The 15,106-nt window shown below is 71.5% G+C and carries 14 protein-coding genes and 1 pseudogene; 4 read left to right on the top strand and 11 right to left on the bottom strand.

Annotation, left to right across the window (positions count from 1 at the left end; all coding sequences use genetic code 11):
* Positions 1-144: 144 nt before the first annotated feature.
* The 3 genes from ACLIN4_RS04825 to ACLIN4_RS04815 form a co-directional block, all read right to left on the bottom strand.
* Positions 145-1,281: a GH12 family glycosyl hydrolase domain-containing protein gene (locus tag ACLIN4_RS04825; RefSeq protein WP_289907771.1), complete on the bottom strand. Its 1,137-nt coding sequence runs from the start codon at positions 1,279-1,281 to the stop codon at positions 145-147.
* A 237-nt stretch (positions 1,282-1,518) separates the two neighbouring features.
* On the bottom strand, positions 1,519-2,544 hold the full coding sequence (locus ACLIN4_RS04820) for a LacI family DNA-binding transcriptional regulator (protein WP_100044852.1): 1,026 nt from the start codon (positions 2,542-2,544) through the stop codon (positions 1,519-1,521).
* 163 nt (positions 2,545-2,707) lie between these two features.
* Complete coding sequence (locus ACLIN4_RS04815; protein WP_289907770.1) at positions 2,708-3,793, bottom strand: MerR family transcriptional regulator; 1,086 nt, start codon at positions 3,791-3,793, stop codon at positions 2,708-2,710.
* A 103-nt stretch (positions 3,794-3,896) separates the two neighbouring features.
* Between ACLIN4_RS04815 and ACLIN4_RS04810 the strand changes: the two genes are divergently transcribed.
* Positions 3,897-4,655: a YqjF family protein gene (locus ACLIN4_RS04810; protein ID WP_107479255.1), complete on the top strand. Its 759-nt coding sequence runs from the start codon at positions 3,897-3,899 to the stop codon at positions 4,653-4,655.
* 34 nt (positions 4,656-4,689) lie between these two features.
* Entirely contained in the window at positions 4,690-5,100 is a 411-nt protein-coding gene (locus tag ACLIN4_RS04805; RefSeq protein WP_411575531.1) for an SgcJ/EcaC family oxidoreductase, read from the top strand.
* Between the two features lie 97 nt (positions 5,101-5,197).
* Here ACLIN4_RS04805 and ACLIN4_RS04800 read toward each other — a convergent pair.
* The 7 genes and pseudogenes from ACLIN4_RS04800 to ACLIN4_RS04770 all read right to left on the bottom strand — a co-directional run.
* A pseudogene (locus ACLIN4_RS04800) lies at positions 5,198-5,314 on the bottom strand (3-oxoacyl-ACP reductase); the annotation flags it as partial.
* On the bottom strand, positions 5,311-6,282 hold the full coding sequence (locus ACLIN4_RS04795; protein WP_411575530.1) for a fumarylacetoacetate hydrolase family protein: 972 nt from the start codon (positions 6,280-6,282) through the stop codon (positions 5,311-5,313). The pseudogene ACLIN4_RS04800 and the gene ACLIN4_RS04795, both read right to left, overlap by 4 nt.
* A gap of 100 nt (positions 6,283-6,382) precedes the next feature.
* Positions 6,383-7,321 carry a VOC family protein gene (locus tag ACLIN4_RS04790; RefSeq protein WP_411575529.1) on the bottom strand — a complete coding sequence of 313 codons (939 nt, stop codon included), beginning with the start codon at positions 7,319-7,321 and terminating at the stop codon, positions 6,383-6,385.
* Between the two features lie 4 nt (positions 7,322-7,325).
* Complete coding sequence (locus ACLIN4_RS04785) at positions 7,326-8,345, bottom strand: amidohydrolase family protein (RefSeq protein WP_290012312.1); 1,020 nt, start codon at positions 8,343-8,345, stop codon at positions 7,326-7,328.
* The gene (locus tag ACLIN4_RS04780) at positions 8,342-9,472 is read right to left on the bottom strand and encodes an FAD-dependent oxidoreductase (protein WP_107479257.1); all 1,131 of its coding nucleotides are present in this window, start codon (positions 9,470-9,472) and stop codon (positions 8,342-8,344) included. Before ACLIN4_RS04780 ends, ACLIN4_RS04785 begins: the two co-directional genes overlap by 4 nt.
* 23 nt (positions 9,473-9,495) lie before the next feature.
* Positions 9,496-10,461: a cyclase family protein gene (locus tag ACLIN4_RS04775; RefSeq protein WP_307653162.1), complete on the bottom strand. Its 966-nt coding sequence runs from the start codon at positions 10,459-10,461 to the stop codon at positions 9,496-9,498.
* Complete coding sequence (locus ACLIN4_RS04770; RefSeq protein WP_411575528.1) at positions 10,458-11,459, bottom strand: fumarylacetoacetate hydrolase family protein; 1,002 nt, start codon at positions 11,457-11,459, stop codon at positions 10,458-10,460. Before ACLIN4_RS04770 ends, ACLIN4_RS04775 begins: the two co-directional genes overlap by 4 nt.
* Positions 11,460-11,586: 127 nt before the next feature.
* On the opposite strand from ACLIN4_RS04770, the gene ACLIN4_RS04765 reads away from it, so the two are divergent.
* Positions 11,587-12,504, top strand: a complete 918-nt coding sequence (locus ACLIN4_RS04765) for a LysR family transcriptional regulator (RefSeq protein WP_107479260.1) — start codon at positions 11,587-11,589, stop codon at positions 12,502-12,504.
* A gap of 197 nt (positions 12,505-12,701) precedes the next feature.
* Entirely contained in the window at positions 12,702-13,325 is a 624-nt protein-coding gene (locus tag ACLIN4_RS04760; protein WP_290012311.1) for a hypothetical protein, read from the top strand.
* 188 nt (positions 13,326-13,513) lie between these two features.
* On the opposite strand, the gene ACLIN4_RS04755 is transcribed toward ACLIN4_RS04760, so the two are convergent.
* Positions 13,514-15,037 (bottom strand): aldehyde dehydrogenase family protein, encoded by a 1,524-nt coding sequence (locus tag ACLIN4_RS04755; RefSeq protein ID WP_107479262.1) that lies wholly within the window; start codon positions 15,035-15,037, stop codon positions 13,514-13,516.
* Positions 15,038-15,106 lie beyond the last annotated feature (69 nt).

Genomic DNA, 15,106 nt, shown 5'->3' with positions numbered 1-15,106 from the left:
GATGCTTCGGGGTACTTCGTCCTTCTGTCGTCGATGATTCGCCTTGATGATCAAGACATGACAAATGCGGGGCGGTGTTGGAGCCCCCGCCCGTCCGGGGAAGGCGTGTCGGCCGGACGGGCGGGGGAGCAGGGGGCCGGGCGGTTACGCCGTGGTGCAGGGGGTGCCGTTCAGGCTGAAGCCGTCCGGTTCCGTGAACGCGCCGCCGTACGTGCCCTGGAAGCCGAACGTCGCGCTGCCGCCGGGTGCGATCCGGGCGTTGTGCCCCACGCCGGTCGCCGTGACGGTGCCGGCGGACGGGGTGACGGTGGCGTTCCAGGCGTTGGTGATCCGCTGGCCGGAGGGGAGGGTGAAGGCGAGCCGCCAGTCGTCGACGGCGGCCGTTCCGTTGTTGCCGACCGTGACGTCCGCGGTGAAACCGCCCTGCCAGACGTTCGTGCCGTACGTCACCTCGCACGCCACCGGGTCGCCGGGACCGGGATCGGGGCCGCCCGGAGTGCCGCCTGTCTCGACGGTGGAGGAGAAGGACTTCACGGTGAGCCCGGTGCCGTTCTGCCACGGCTCGAACCCGGCCTGAACGCTCGTCAGGTACCAGTCGTCCTCCGCGAGTCCGCGCGCGACGGTCGCCCGGACGAAGTCCATGACGTCGAAGCTCCAGTCGGTGATCGCCGACGGGGCCACGAAGGACAGTACGTCGTTGGCGCCGTTGCTGCCCGTCCACACCTCCCAGCTCCGCCCGCCCACGGAGGCCGTGCCGACCCGGGAGCCGATGGGCTGGATCGGGCCCACCCGGTTGAACCAGATCATGATCTCGGTCCGGTTCACCCCGTCCGTCCGGGGGGTCGGGTCGAGCCAGATGTCGTACGAGGCGTTGTAGACGGCGTCGCCGACGTAGCCGTACGAGATGCTCGAGGGTGCCTCGGAGACGGTGTCGAGCCGGGCGGGGAGCTCGGTGCCCGGCGAACAGGTCGTGTAGTGGCAGCCGTTGAAGACCGACGGGTACGACTTCGGCGCCCCGTCGGTCGGCACCGAGCCGTCCGCCTGGCTCACCCGGAAGCCGGTGTCGGTGGCGGTGACGCACTGGGTCGCGCTGGTGCCCCAGCGGTTGTTCTGGACGACGTACCGTCCCTGGATCGTCGTCGTCCCGAACGGCTCGCAGACGGTGGTGTCCGCCTGGGCCGGCGCCGCCGCGGTCACGAGCGACGCGATCACCGCCAGGGTGGCGAGCAGCGCGCCCGATATGCCGCGCAGGGTGCGGACTTGGGGCCGTAACGGTCGCATGGGGGCCTCTCCGGAAGGGTGCGGGGGGAAAGAGGGGCCGGTGCGGGAGCGCTCCCGACTCCCCACTGATGGGAGCGCTCCCACTTACCGGTTGCAGGGGACTGTAGAAGCGGTTCATGTTCCTGACAAGACTGTGCGCGCGAGCGTTGTCGAAGAGAATTCGAAGTGCCAGGTGAGAGCGGTGCGGCCGGGAGCGACCCCGGGAGCGCTCCCGGAAGCCCCTCCGGAGCGGGCGGGTCAGGCGGACTCGCGGAGGACCAGTTCCGTACGGAGGATGACGTGCCGCCAGGCGACGGGCGAGTCCTCCATCTCCTCGAGCAGGAGCCGCACCATGGTCCGGCCGATCTCCTCCAGCGGCTGCCGGACCGTCGTCAGGGGTGGCTCCGCGGGACGCGCGGGATGGAAGTCGTCGAACCCGATCACCGCCACGTCCTGCGGCACCCGCCTGCCCGTCGCGCGCAGCGTGCTCAGCGCCCCCGCGGCCAGGGTGTCCGAGGCGGCGAAGACCGCGTCGATACCGGGGTGACGGGCGATCAGTTCGGTCATCGCCCGGCGACCGCTGTCCTCCGTGAAGTCGTCGCCCTCGACGACCAGCGAGTCCCTGACCGCCCTGCCCGCCTGCTCCAGGGCCTCCCGGTACCCGCGCAGCCGGCACTGGGCGACGTACATGTCGAGCGGTCCGGTGATCGCCCCGATCGTGCCCCGGCCGCAGTTCAGCAGGTGCGTGACCGCGCCCCGCGCGCCGCCGGCGTTGTCCGCGTCGACATAGGTGACGCTCTCGTCACCGGAGCGCCGGCCCAGCATGACGGTCGGCAGTCCCGCCTTGGCGAGCATGTCCGGCAGCGGGTCCTCGGCGTGCACGGACATCAGCAGTACGCCGTCGACCCGGCCGCCTCGCGCGTACTCCACGAAGCGCTGCCTCTCGGTGTCCGTGCGGACCAGGGTGAGCAGCAACTGCACCGGGGTGTCGGTGAGGGCGTCACCGACGGCATGCACGATCTCGGTGAAGAACGGCTCCCCGAACAGCCGCCAGTCCGGCTCCGTCATGACCAGTGCGACGGCGTCCGCGCGGTGCCCGGCCAGGGAACGGGCCGCCAGGTTCGGGACGTACCCCAGTTCGGCGATGGCCCGCTGCACGGCGTGGCGTGTCGAATCCCGTACGCCTGCCGCGTTGTTGATGACCCTGGAGACGGTGCCCCGGCCGACACCGGCGAGGGCGGCCACCTCCTCCAACGTGGGCGTACCGGGATTCCGCCTGCCCATGCGCGCCTCCCCCCCGACGAGATCGTCCGATACTACGGTCACTTCCCCGGCCGGGCCGACCGATCGGGGAGGGAGCCGGGAACTCCGGGCGGCCCGGTGGCGGTGCCGTGAGCGCCGTGGGCCGCCCGTGGAGGACCGGCGGTCCGAGGCGGTCGCCCGGCCGTCAGTCGTCCAGCCGGACCGGCATGAGCAGCGCGAACGTCGTCTCGTCGTCCGTCCGGCGGATCGCCACGGGCGCCGTGGGGGCACCGAACTCCAGCACCAGCCGGTCCCGGTCCGCGGCGGCGATCGCGTCCAGCAGGAACCCCCGGTCGACGGCGACGTCGCCCCCGTCGTCGTCGCCGTCCCCGCACACGGCGACCGTGCCGTCGTCCGTCACCCTGAGCACACTGACGTCGCGGGCCGCGTCACCCGGCTCGCGCGCCGTGACCGAGCGGACGGGACCGGTCCCCAGCTCCTCACGGAAGGCGCCCGCCTCGACGACGGCCCGCCGGCCGGACGGCAGGTGGACGAGCCTGCGGTAGTCCGGGAAGTCATGGGCGAGGCACTGCCCGGCGGTCTGACGGTCCCCGGCCTCCAGCGTCACCCGGTCACCCTCCACGGCGAGACCGACGGGCTCGTCCCCGCCCAGCAGCGCGCGCATCGCCTCGGCGAGCGGGACGGGCACGGTCACCTGCACGCGCGGCCCGCCGTGACCGGAGGTCCCGATCCGTGCGACGGCCATCCGGTACCGGTCGGTGGCCACGAGGTGGAGCGTGTCGCCCTCCACGTCGAACAGGACACCGCCGAGCATCGGCAGAGCGGGGTCGGCGCTCGCCGCGTAGCGGACCGCGTCCAGCGCGGCGGCCAGTTCGGGCGCGGGGGCGGACAGCCGGGCGGTGGTGGTGCGCGGTGCGGTGGTCATGGGATTCTCCCTCTGGTCGAGCAGTGTCCGGAGCGCGGAGAACTCGCCGCGGGCATCGGTCAGCCCTTGTTCGAGGCGGCGCAGGTGCGCCTGGAGGAGCCCGCGTACCAGGTCGGTGTCCGTACCGGACCAGCCGGCCAGCACCAGCCGGATGTCCGCCAACGGCATGCCGGCCCGTCGCAGCCGCGCCAGCAGCCGGGCCTCGTCCAGCTGTTGCGGCGCGTACCAGCGGTAGCCGCTCACCGGATCCACCCAGGCGGGCACCAGCACGCCGGCACGGTCGTAGAACCGCAGGGCGCTCGCGCCCAGTCCGCTGTCGCGGGCCATCTCCCCAATGCTGCGCATCTCGCTCTCCACGTCCACGACACTGAGCCCTTGACCAGGTCGAGGGTCAATCCCGGCCGCCGCCGGGCCCGCGACCGTCCCGGCCGTCTGCCATTCTTGCGCCGTGCACAAGCCCATCCCCGTGACTCCCGACGCCCCCGCGGCCACAGGGGCACCGCTCCTCACCCAGGAGTGGCTCGACCTGGCCTTCGTCCACTGGGCCGTCGAGCCCGCCGCCGTGGCGGGTCTCATGCCGCGCGGCACCGTCCCCGACACCCACGACGGGCTGACGTACGTCGGGCTCGTCGCCTTCCGGATGCACCGGGTCGGCTGGTTCCGGCTGCCCGGGCTGCCGTACTTCGGTTCGTTCCCGGAGACCAACGTGCGCCTGTATTCGGTGGATGCCCACGGCCGGCGCGGTGTGGTCTTCCGGTCGATGGACGCCTCACGGCTGGTGCCGGTGATGATGGGCCGCTTCGTGTTCCGGCTGCCCTACCTGTGGTCCCGGATGAGCGTCCGCTCCGCCGGTGACACCGTGACCTACACCAGCTCCCGCCGTTGGCCCGGTCCGCGCCGCGCGTACAGCCGGATCACCGTACGCACCGGTGAACGCGTCCCCGAGCCCACCGCGCTCGAGTACTTCCTCACCGCCCGCTGGGGCATGCACAACGCGTTCTTCGGCGGGACGGCGTACCTGCCCAACCACCACCCCCGCTGGCCCCTGTACCGCGCCGAACTCGTCACCTGCGACGAGAACCTCGTGGCGGCCGCCGGCGTCCCCGCCCCCACCGGCGCCCCCGTCAGCGTCCTCTACTCGCCGGGCGTCCGGGTCCGCCTCGGCCGGCCCGCACGGCCGGCGGCCCTCTCACCGCTCGGCCCTTGACCTCAACCCGACTCGAGGTACCACGCTGGCCCTCATGAACACAGACACCGCGGACAGCGCCACCACGGCGGACATCGAGGCCGTCCACGAGGTGGTGGCCACCGTCGAGCGCACCCAGCGCGCCAAGGACGCCGAGGGGTTCCTCGCCCTCTTCCACCCGGACGCCCTCTGGACGACAGCCCACGGCAAGGTCCTCCTCGGCTTCGACGCGATCGCCGACTTCACCCGCGTCGTGCTGCCCGGCGCGGAGTGGGACGGCGACGTCACCTACGAGGCCGTCCACGTGCAGTTCCTGCGTCCCGACGTGGCGGCCGTGAAGGTCCGGCAGGTCTACCACTCGGCCGAGGGCGACACGGAGGGCGCGCCCCTGTACGTCATGACCAGGCGGGACGACGGACGCTGGCTGCTGCACGCCTGCCAGAACACCCCGGTGCGGACGGCCTGAGACGGCGCGCCGGCATCATGCCGACGCTCCGCGGCATCATGCCGACGCGCCGGGACCGGTACGGAGGCCCACCCCTGCCGGCGATCGATCCGTACTCGGCGGCGACGTGGGCGCCCTCCCGGGTGAGCGACTCGGCCTCGGCGGCGCCCTGCCCGAGGGCCGCGCCGGTGACGACGACCTTGCCGAGCAGCCTCCCGGGGTGCGGGCCGCTCACGGCCGCTCCCGGGTCCGGCGCCGGCCGGCCGGCAGTGGGACGGGCCCGACACCGGGGACGACGGTGTTGGTGAGGGTGCCGAGCCCCTCGACGGTGAGCGTGACGGTGTCGCCGGGCCGCAGCGGCGGTGGGGTCTGCTCGCCGCGCCGGCCCCAGAGTTCGGCGAGGCAGCCGCCGTTGCCGCAGGTACCCGAGCCGAGGACGTCGCCGGGGACGACGCGGGTGCCGCGGGAGGCGTACGCGGTCATCTCCTCGAACGTCCAGCTCATGTTGGACAGCAGGTCCCTGCCGACGACATCGCCGTTGACCTCGGCGGTGAGCGCCAGGCGCAGGAATCCGTCCGCGTCACGGTGGGGCTCGAGTTCGTCGGCGGTGACGAGGTGAGGGCCCAGGGTGGTGGCGGTGTCCTTGCCCTTGCAGGGGCCGAGCCCCACCTTCATCTCGGCCGACTGGAGATCGCGCGCGGACCAGTCGTTGAAGACGGTGTAGCCGACGATGTGGTCGCGGGCCTGCTCCGGGGTGAGATCGCGGCCCTCCCCGCCGATCACGGCGCCCACCTCCAGCTCGAAGTCCAGCGCGGCCGAGCCGGGCGGCATCGGGATGTCGTCGTGGGGACCGTAGATCGCGTGCGGGTTGGTGAAGTAGAAGGTCGGGGCCGCGTACCACTGCTCGGGCACGCCCGCAGCACCGTCCACGGACCGGCGCACCCCCTCCACGTGCTCCTCGAAGGTCACGAAGTCCCGCACCGACACCGGCTGGAGCGGGGGCAGCAGCCGGACCCGGGAGACGTGCGGGCCGGGGGTCGCGCCGAGGGCGGCCGAGCCGGCGGCGAGCAGTCCGGGAAGCCCGCGGGTCTCCTGGATCAGCGCGGTCAGCGAGGTGACACCGGTCAGGGGGAAGAGGGTGCCGTCCTCTTCCAGTACCGCCACCCCTCGGTGGTCTTGGTGTTGGTAAGCGGCGAAACGCATGGTTGCGGCTCCAGCGGAGTGCGATCAGTGGTGCGGTGCCGGGGACGCGGCGGCGCGCGTCAGGGCAGGGGTCGTGCCGCCGCGTCCCCGGAGTCCGGGTCTAGACCGGCGGGGCGATGAAGACGCCGCGGTCGGGGTCGTTGAAGGACTCCTTGGCGACCAGTTCGTTCATGGGGTTGGCGGTGCCCCACTGGTCGGTGACCTCGGGCCGCGAGAAGTCGTAGACGTGCGGGTGCCAGGTGTCCTCGTCCAGGCACTCCAGCTCGGTGGTGTACTCGATGGTGTTGCCGTGCGGGTCGAGGAAGTACGTGAAGGTGTTGTCACCCGCCATGTGCCGTCCGGGGCCCCAGATCTTCCTGAACCCGGCCCGCATGACGCGCCCGGAGCCGCGCATGTACTCGTCGATGCCGCGCATCTCGAAGGAGATGTGGTGCAGGGCGGTGTGCGGGCCCTGGGCGATGGCCATCGAGTGGTGCTGGCTGCTGATCCGCATGAAGTGCATGACCTCGCCCATGTGCGGCGAGCTGAGCGTGTCGGAGAGGGCGAAGCCGAGGTGGCGCTCGTACCACTCGCGGGTCCTGTTGAGGTCGGGGGAGTTGAGCACGACGTGCGAGAGCTTGACCGGGATGGACTCCTTCTCCTCGATCTTGCGGTGCTGCCGCACCTCCACGTCGGCGGAGACCTCGATGGTGCGTCCGTCGACGTCGAAGAACCGGAAGCCGTACCCGCCGCCCGGCGTGTCGATCCTGCCCGGCCGGGAGATCAGCTGCACGCCCCCCGCGAGCAGTCGCTCGGCGAGCGTGTCGACGTCGGCGGCGGACGCGGCGCCGTAGGAGACGAGGTCGAGGCGCTTCTCCTCGGCCCGGCGCAGCCGCACGACGTACTGCTCCGGGGAGCCTTCGGCGGCGAGGAAGGAGATGCCCGAATCCTCGGTGACCTTGGTCAGGCCCCAGACGCCGGCGTAGAAGTCGAGCTGCTTGGCGTAGTCGGGCACGGCGAGGTCGACGTGCCGCAGGTGGGTGAGCAGGCGTGGGCTCATGGTGTCAGTCCTTCCTCAGGAGGGCGGCGGCGTTGCCGCCCCGGACGGCTCGGAAGTCGGCCTCGGACAGCCGCGCGGCGCGCAGGGCGCCGACCGGGTCCTCGGTGCCCATGTCGAAGGGGAAGTCGGAGCCGAGCAGCACCCGGTCGGCCCCCGCGACCCGGACCAACTCGCGCAGGACGCACGGGTCGTGGACGAGGGAGTCGAAGTAGAGCCGTTTCAGGTAGCTGCTGGGCGGGTGGGCGCAGCCGGCGCCCGCGTCGGAGCGGACCGACCAGGCGTGGTCGCTGCGGCCGATGTGGGTGGGCAGGTAGCCGCCGCCGTGCGCGGCGATCAGCTTCAGGTTCGGGTGCCGGTCGAGGACACCGGAGAAGATCAGGTGAGAGAGGGCGACGGCGTTCTCGGTGGGCTGGCCGACGGTGTTGGACAGGTACCACTGGTCGAGGCGCTCGTCGAGGGTGCAGCCGAAGGGGTGCAGGAAGAGCAGCGCGCCCGTCTCCTCGGCCCGGGTCCACAGGGGCTCGTAGGCCGGGTCGGAGAGTTCGCGACCGGGGGCGTGGCTGGAGATCTCCACGCCGAGCAGTCCCTGGGCGAGGGCGTGGTCGAGCGCGTCGACCGCGAGCGCCGGGTGCTGGAGAGGTACCAGGCCCAGTCCGCTCAGCCGGTCGGGGGCCGCCGAACAGTGCGCGGCGGTCGCCTCGTTGGCCAGCAGGCAGACCTTCACGGCGGTCGGCTCGTCGGCCCAGTAGTGGTAGTGCGAGGGGGAGGGGCTGACCAGTTGTACGTCCACGCCCTGGGCGTCCATCGCCGCCAGCCGCACGGTCACGTCCGTCAGGCGGGGGAAGCGCTCGCGGACCATGGGGCCGCTGACGGCGAGTGCGGCCGGGCCGTTGCGGCGGGCGTCCAGGTCCCGGGCCGCGGCGAGGCCTCGCTCCCCCTCCACGAGAGCCTCGACCTCCGGCAGCAGGACGTGCGCGTGCACGTCGACGGTGGGGGCGGGCGTCCCGGGCTCCGGCGCGGTCACGGCAGCTCCCGGAGCATCGTCATGGTGCGGGCCATCAGGCCGGGCACGTCGGCGTCCCGTACGCCGTCGAGCTGCCACTGACCGATCTGCACGGACGCCTCCACGACCGGGCGGACCCGGGCGATCCGCCGCTCGTAGTACGCCTGGAACAGCGCGTCGTCCCACTCGTCGGTCCCGGTCAGCATCTGGGCGAGCACCCACGCGTCCTCCAGCGACAGGGCGGCGCCCTGGGCGAGGGTGGGCGGGCAGCAGTGCGCGGCGTCACCGATCAGCACGACCCGGCCGCGGTGCCAGGAACCCTCGACCAGCATCCGGTCGAACCAGGTGTAGTTGACCTTCGCCGGATCGGTGATGTGCTCGGTGATCTCCGGCCAGTGGCCGCCGTAGGCGGAGGACAGGCGCCGCATCTCCTCGGCGTACGACTCGGGTGGTATGGAGGCTCTGTCGCGGTTGGCCTCGACGACGTAGGCGTAGAGCGTCGTCTCACTGGTGGGGCAGTACCCGGCGATGTACGCCGGGCCGCCGTAGGCGAGGTCGGTGCGGACGACTCCCGCAGGGCGCGGGGCGGCGATCCGCCAGATGGCCATGCCCGTGGGCTCGGGCTTGTCGGTGATGCCGATCGCGGCACGGGTGGTGGAGCCGAGGCCGTCGGCGGCGACGATCAGGTCGTAGCGGGCCTCGGTGCCGTCGCTGAGGCGTACGGAGACTCCGTCGGCGTCCTGGTCCAGGATCTCGGCGGTGGTGCCCAGGCGGACGGTGGCGCCACTGGCGCGCACGGCTTCGATGAGGATCCGCTGGAGCCGCGGACGTTGCATGCCGACGGTGGCGGGCAGGTCCTCGCCGCCGGTGCGCAGGTCGTCCTGGGCGTGCAGGACGGTGCCGTCGGGGGCGGTGATGCCGACCGAGCCGAATCCGAATCCGGACGCCTCCACCTGCTCCCACACGCCGAGTTCGCGCAGTACCCGCAGGGCGTTGCCCTGGAGGGTGATGCCCGAGCCGGCGGTGGCGTTCCAGTCGTCCTTGGCCTCGATCAGGTCCACGGCGATTCCGGCGCGGCGCAGCAGGATCGTCACGGCGTTGCCGGCCGCGCCGCCACCGACGACGAGAACCGTGCGGGGCTGGGTCATGAAGAACTCCTTCGTTCCTCGGTCTACTTGACCGCGATCGGGTTGACGGGCGAGCCGACCGCACCGGTGATGGGCAGGGGCGCCGCGGCGAGCCAGAAGGCGTACCGGCCGTCTCTCGCGCAGTCCTCGGCGAGGGCGTCCAGATCCCACATCTCGCCGATCAGCAGCCCGATGTGGGGGATGGCGACCTGGTGCAGCGGCTGGAAGGCGTGCTCGAATTCGTTCGGGCGGACCTCGCAGCCCCAGGTGTCGGTGGCGATCGCGGCGATCTCGGTGCCGTGCAGCCAACCCGCCGAGGTGAACGACAGACCGGGCGCGGGGCCGCCTGCGTAGTCGCCCCAGCCGTCGCCGCGGCGCACGCGGGTGAGCTGCCCGGTGCGCACCAGCACGATGTCGCCGCGCCCCACGGTCACTTGCTGGGCCTCGGCGGTGGCCGTCAGGTGCTCACCGGTGATCGCGAAGCCGTCGGGCAGCTCACCGTTCTCGCCGATCACCCGGCCGACGTCGAGGAGCACCCCGCGTCCGGCGACATGCGGGGCCATGTGCTCGATGCCGGTGACCAGGTCGCCGTCGGAGGTGACGACCTTCTCGGCCGGGCGGCCGTTCCACGCCTTGCCGTGGTCGAAGATGTGCCCGAGGCCGTCCCACTGGGTTGAGCACTGCAGCGGCATGGCGATGACGTCGTCGGCACCGCCGATGCCGTGCGGGAAGCCCTGGTTGCCGAGGGCCGCGTCGGTGCCGGTGTCGAGCATGGTGTGCACCGGGTTGGTGCGGCGCCGCCAGCCCTTCTGCGGGCCGTTCATGTCGAACCGCTGGGACAGGGAGAAGCTGACGCCCCGTCGGACGAGTGCGGCACCCTCGCGCCGCTTGGCCTCGTCGAGGAAGTTCAGGGTGCCGAGGACGTCGTCCTCGCCCCACCGGCCCCAGTTGGAGCACGCCTTCGCGGCGCGGGCTATCGACCCCTCGGGGTCGGTGCGGTCCAGGGTCATCGGGCCGCCTCCGCCACGCAGCGCGTGCGCTGGACACCGAGCCCGGTGATGGAACCGTCCATGACGTCACCGTCGCGCAGCAGCCGGCCCCAGTGCATGCCGTTGCCCGCCGGGGAGCCGGTGAGTACCAGGTCACCGGGCAGGAGGCGGGCGGTCTGCGAGGCGTAGGAGACCATCCGCGCCACGTCGAAGATCATGTCCTTGGTCGACTCGTCCTGCATCGTCTCGCCGTTCAGCTTCAGCGTCAGGCGCAGGTCGCCCGTGTCCGAGACCGAGGCGGCGGGCACGATCCACGGGCCCAGCGGTGTGAAACCGGGCGCGTTCTTGCTGCGCAGCCAGTCGGTCCCGATCTGCGGCATGTCCCGGCGGAAGACGGTGGCGCGGTCGGTCAGGTCGTTGGCGATCGTGTAGCCGGCGACGTGGCCCAGGGCCTCCTTGACGGACACCCGGTGGGCCGGGCGGCCGATCACCGCGGCCAGTTCCAGCTCCCAGTCGGGCTTCTTCGCCCAGGACGGCAGCACGACGTCGTCGTAGGGACCGGTGATCGCGCTCGGCAGCCCGATGAACACGTACGGCAGGTCCTCGGCCGCCCGCCGGTCCATGATGGCCGCCGCCTCCGCGCGCCGCTCCTCCTCGGGCCGGTCGTCCCCCGGGGCGCGGTGCGCGACGTGCAGATCGATGACGTGCTGCCGGTAGTTGGCGCCGGACTGGAACACCTGGCGCGGCTCGACCGGTGCGTGCACCCGGAAGTCCGCCAGCGGCGCGCGCCGCGGAGCGCCGTCGCCGGCCAGCGCCGTCAGCCGCGGCATCACCGAGTCCCAGTCGTCCAGCACCCCTCGCATGGTCAGGCCGGCGTCGCCCAGGGCGAGTCGCAGGTCGATCACCTGGGCGTCAGGGGTGACGAGAGCGGGGAAGGCGGCCCCCTCGGGGGCGGAAAGGGTGGCGAGGGCGAAGGGTCCGGCGAAGAGGGCGGACGCGGCTTCAGGTTTCACGGACATGTCCTCCTGATTGCGGTGCCACTAATCTGGACCCGCCACCAGCGATCAGGGAAATAGATTCCGTGGATGACAGTCATCCAGCACACGAATTTCCGCAGGTCGCCGCCGGACAGCTAGGGAAATCGCCGTGAATCTCAGTCGCCTGGACCTCAACCTCGTCGTCGCCCTGCGCGCTCTGCTGGAAGAGCGCAACGTGACCCGTGCCGGGCAGCGCGTCGGCCTCAGCCAGCCGGCGATGAGCGCGGCGCTCTCGCGGCTGCGCAGGCACTTCGACGACGACCTGCTGGCCCGTGTCGGCGGCCACTACGAACTCACCGCCCTCGGACAGGTTCTCCTCGACCGCGCCAACACCGCGTACGACCTGCTGGAACGCCTCTTCGCCAGCCAGGCGGACTTCGACCCGGCCAAGGAGAGCCGTGAGTTCAAGCTCGTGGCGTCCGACTACGCGGTCGCCGTCTTCGGTGCCGAACTCGCCCGGATGGTGCACCGGGAGGCCCCCGGCATCCGACTGCGCTTCGCGCAGACGCCGAACACCGTGGTGGACGCGACGGACACCCTGCTGAGCACCACCGACGGCCTGCTCATGCCGCACGGCGTCATCAGCGACTTCCCGGCCACCGACCTCTACCAGGACCGGTGGGTCTTCCTCGTCGCCGAGGACCACCCGAGCGTCGACGACCGGCTGACCCAGGAGGACCTGGCCCGGCTGCCCTGGGTCACCTACCAGCGCACCTATGACGCCCCGGCCGTCCGCCAGCTCGGCATGCTGGGCATCGAGCCGCGCGTCGAGGTCTCCGTCGACAGCTTCCAGATCATGCCGCTGCTGGTCAGCGGAACCCGGCGCATCGCCCTGATCCAGGCCCGTCTCGCCCGGCTCCTCGCCCCGCTCGCCGCCGTACGCGTGGTCGAGCCTCCCTACGAGGCGGTACCTCTGCGGGAGGCGCTGTGGTGGCACCCGGTGCACACCCACGACGCGGCCCACATCTGGCTGAGGGAGACGGCGGCCCGGGTCGGCGGCCGCATGACCGACGCGGTGGGGACATGAGCCACACGTGGCTCTCGCGCACCCGCGCCCCGGAGTTCAAGGGGCGGCAGGCATCCGGACGACGACCCGCTCGAAGCGGCGTGCGACTTCGGCGACGACGACTTCGCCGCACTCACGGCGTGGACGACCGGTCCGGAGGCTCGAGGTGAGCCTCGGCCGGGTGGAACCGGGCGCTCGGGCCGAACGTCCCCCCGTACATGCTGGTCACCCTGGGGATACTCTTCGCCGTCGCGCCTGCCGTCGTCTGGATGACGATCGCCCGCACCCGCCCCGTCGGGCTCGCGATCGGCGGCACGCTGCTCGCCGGAGCCTGTCTGCTGATCAGTGTCCAGCAGGGCTGGATCGACGCCCCCGGGCCCGACGCCCATCTCGTGTTCACGGCTCTCGCGCCCCTGCTCATCGCCTGCGGCGCGGGACTGGAAGGACGGCACGAGAACTCTCCTCCCCCGCGATGGAGGTCCCGCCGCGACCGAGCGATCGGCTTTCTGGGGACGCAGTTCGCCCTCACTCTCGTGGTCGGCCTCCTGTACGCGTTGATGCTCAGCGAAGGCTCGGACGCCCCGCCGTCCAAGGCCCTCCCCTCATTGCCGCCGGGCATCAGCATGGTTGACGAAGGCACCAGCTGCGGTTCCGGCGGCTGCTGGCGTGCCGCAACGGTCACCAGCGAGGACGGCCTGTCCCGCCCGGAGATCATCCGCGAACTGGGCCTCCAGCAGGAGAGCTGCCGCTCCAGCGGCTGGCTGCTCGACTGGCGTGACGTGTGCGTGGGAGCCAGGGACAACGGCAAGAACGTCACCGTTTACGCCAGCTGGGGATACTGAGCTGTTGCGGCCTCAGGTCGAGGCGTGGGGGAAGACGTGAACGGACTTCACGAGGCCGTACCGGGCGGACCGACCATGACCGGTGGGACAGGTCAGGAGCAAGGTCGAATGCCGCTTCGCGGCCCAGGGCCAGTGTGACAGGGGCGCCTGCCGGGCGACTTGCCTGGTCAGGCGCCCTTGCCTGGGTCCTAGAAGAAGCCCAGCTTCTTCGGCGAGTACGACACCAGCAGGTTCTTCGTCTGCTGGTAGTGCTCCAGCATCATCTTGTGGTTCTCCCGGCCGATCCCCGACTGCTTGTAGCCGCCGAAGGCGGCATGCGCCGGGTAGGCGTGGTAGCAGTTGGTCCAGACGCGGCCGGCCTGGATCGCGCGGCCCGCGCGGTAGGCGGTGTTCATGTCGCGGGTCCACACACCGGCGCCGAGACCGTACAGGGTGTCGTTGGCGATCTTCATCGCGTCGTCGAAGTCGTCGAAGGACGTGACCGACACGACCGGGCCGAAGATCTCCTCCTGGAAGATCCGCATGCGGTTGTTGCCCTCGAAGACCGTCGGCTGGACGTAGTAGCCGCCCTTCAGTTCTCCCTCGTGCTCGATGCGTTCGCCGCCGGTGAGTACCCTGGCGCCCTCCTGACGGCCGATGTCGAGGTAGGAGAGGATCTTCTCCAGCTGGTCGTTGGACGCCTGCGCGCCGATCATGGTGTCGGTGTCCAGGGGGTGTCCCGGCTTGATCAGCTCGGTGCGGGCGACGGCGGCCTCCATGAAGTCGGCGTAGTTGCCGCGCTGGATCAGCGCCCGGGACGGGCAGGTGCACACCTCGCCCTGGTTGAGGGCGAACATCGTGAAGCCCTCCAGCGCCTTGTCCCGGAAGTCGTCGTCCCGGGCCCAGACGTCGTCGAAGAAGATGTTGGGCGACTTGCCGCCGAGCTCCAGCGTGACCGGCTTGATGTTCTCCGAGGCGTACTGCATGATCAGCCGCCCGGTGGTGGTCTCCCCGGTGAAGGCCACCTTCGCCACCCGAGGGCTGGAGGCCAGCGGTTTGCCCGCCTCCACGCCGAAGCCGTTGACGACGTTCAGGACGCCGGGCGGCAGCAGGTCCGAGACCAGGCTCAGCCAGTAGTGGATCGAGGCCGGAGTCTGCTCGGCGGGCTTCAGGACCACCGCGTTGCCGGCGGCCAGCGCGGGAGCGAGCTTCCAGGTCGCCATCAGGATCGGGAAGTTCCACGGAATGATCTGTGCGACCACACCCAGCGGCTCGTGGAAGTGGTACGCCACGGTGTCGTCGTCGACCTCACCGAGCGAGCCCTCCTGCGCACGGATCGCGCCCGCGAAGTAGCGGAAGTGGTCGATGGCGAGCGGGATGTCGGCCGCCAGCGTCTCGCGTACCGGCTTGCCGTTCTCCCAGCTCTCGGCGACCGCCAGGCGTTCCAGGTTCGCCTCCATGCGGTCGGCGATCTTCAGCAGGATGTCGGAGCGCTCCGTCACCGAGGTCCGGGCCCAGCCCGGGGCGGCCTCGTGCGCCGCGTCGAGCGCCCGCTCCACGTCCTCCGCCGTACCGCGCGCGACCTCGGTGAACGGCTGACCGTTCACCGGCGACGGGTTCTCGAAGTACTGCCCGCGCATCGGCGGCACGTACTCGCCACCGATGAAGTGGTCGTAACGCGACTGGTAGGAGACGATCGCGCCCTCGGTGCCGGGCGCCGCGTAACGGGTCATCCTGTCTGCCTCCCTCGTCGAGTGCTGCCCGCCGTTGGACAGCTCTGCGCGCGAGGCTAGGCACCGCGA

Source organism: Streptomyces mutabilis (genome assembly GCF_046628145.1).
Lineage (GTDB): Bacteria > Actinomycetota > Actinomycetes > Streptomycetales > Streptomycetaceae > Streptomyces > Streptomyces mutabilis.
The sequence above is the reverse complement of the archived record's forward strand: the minus strand, read 5'-3'. Positions and strand labels throughout refer to the sequence as shown.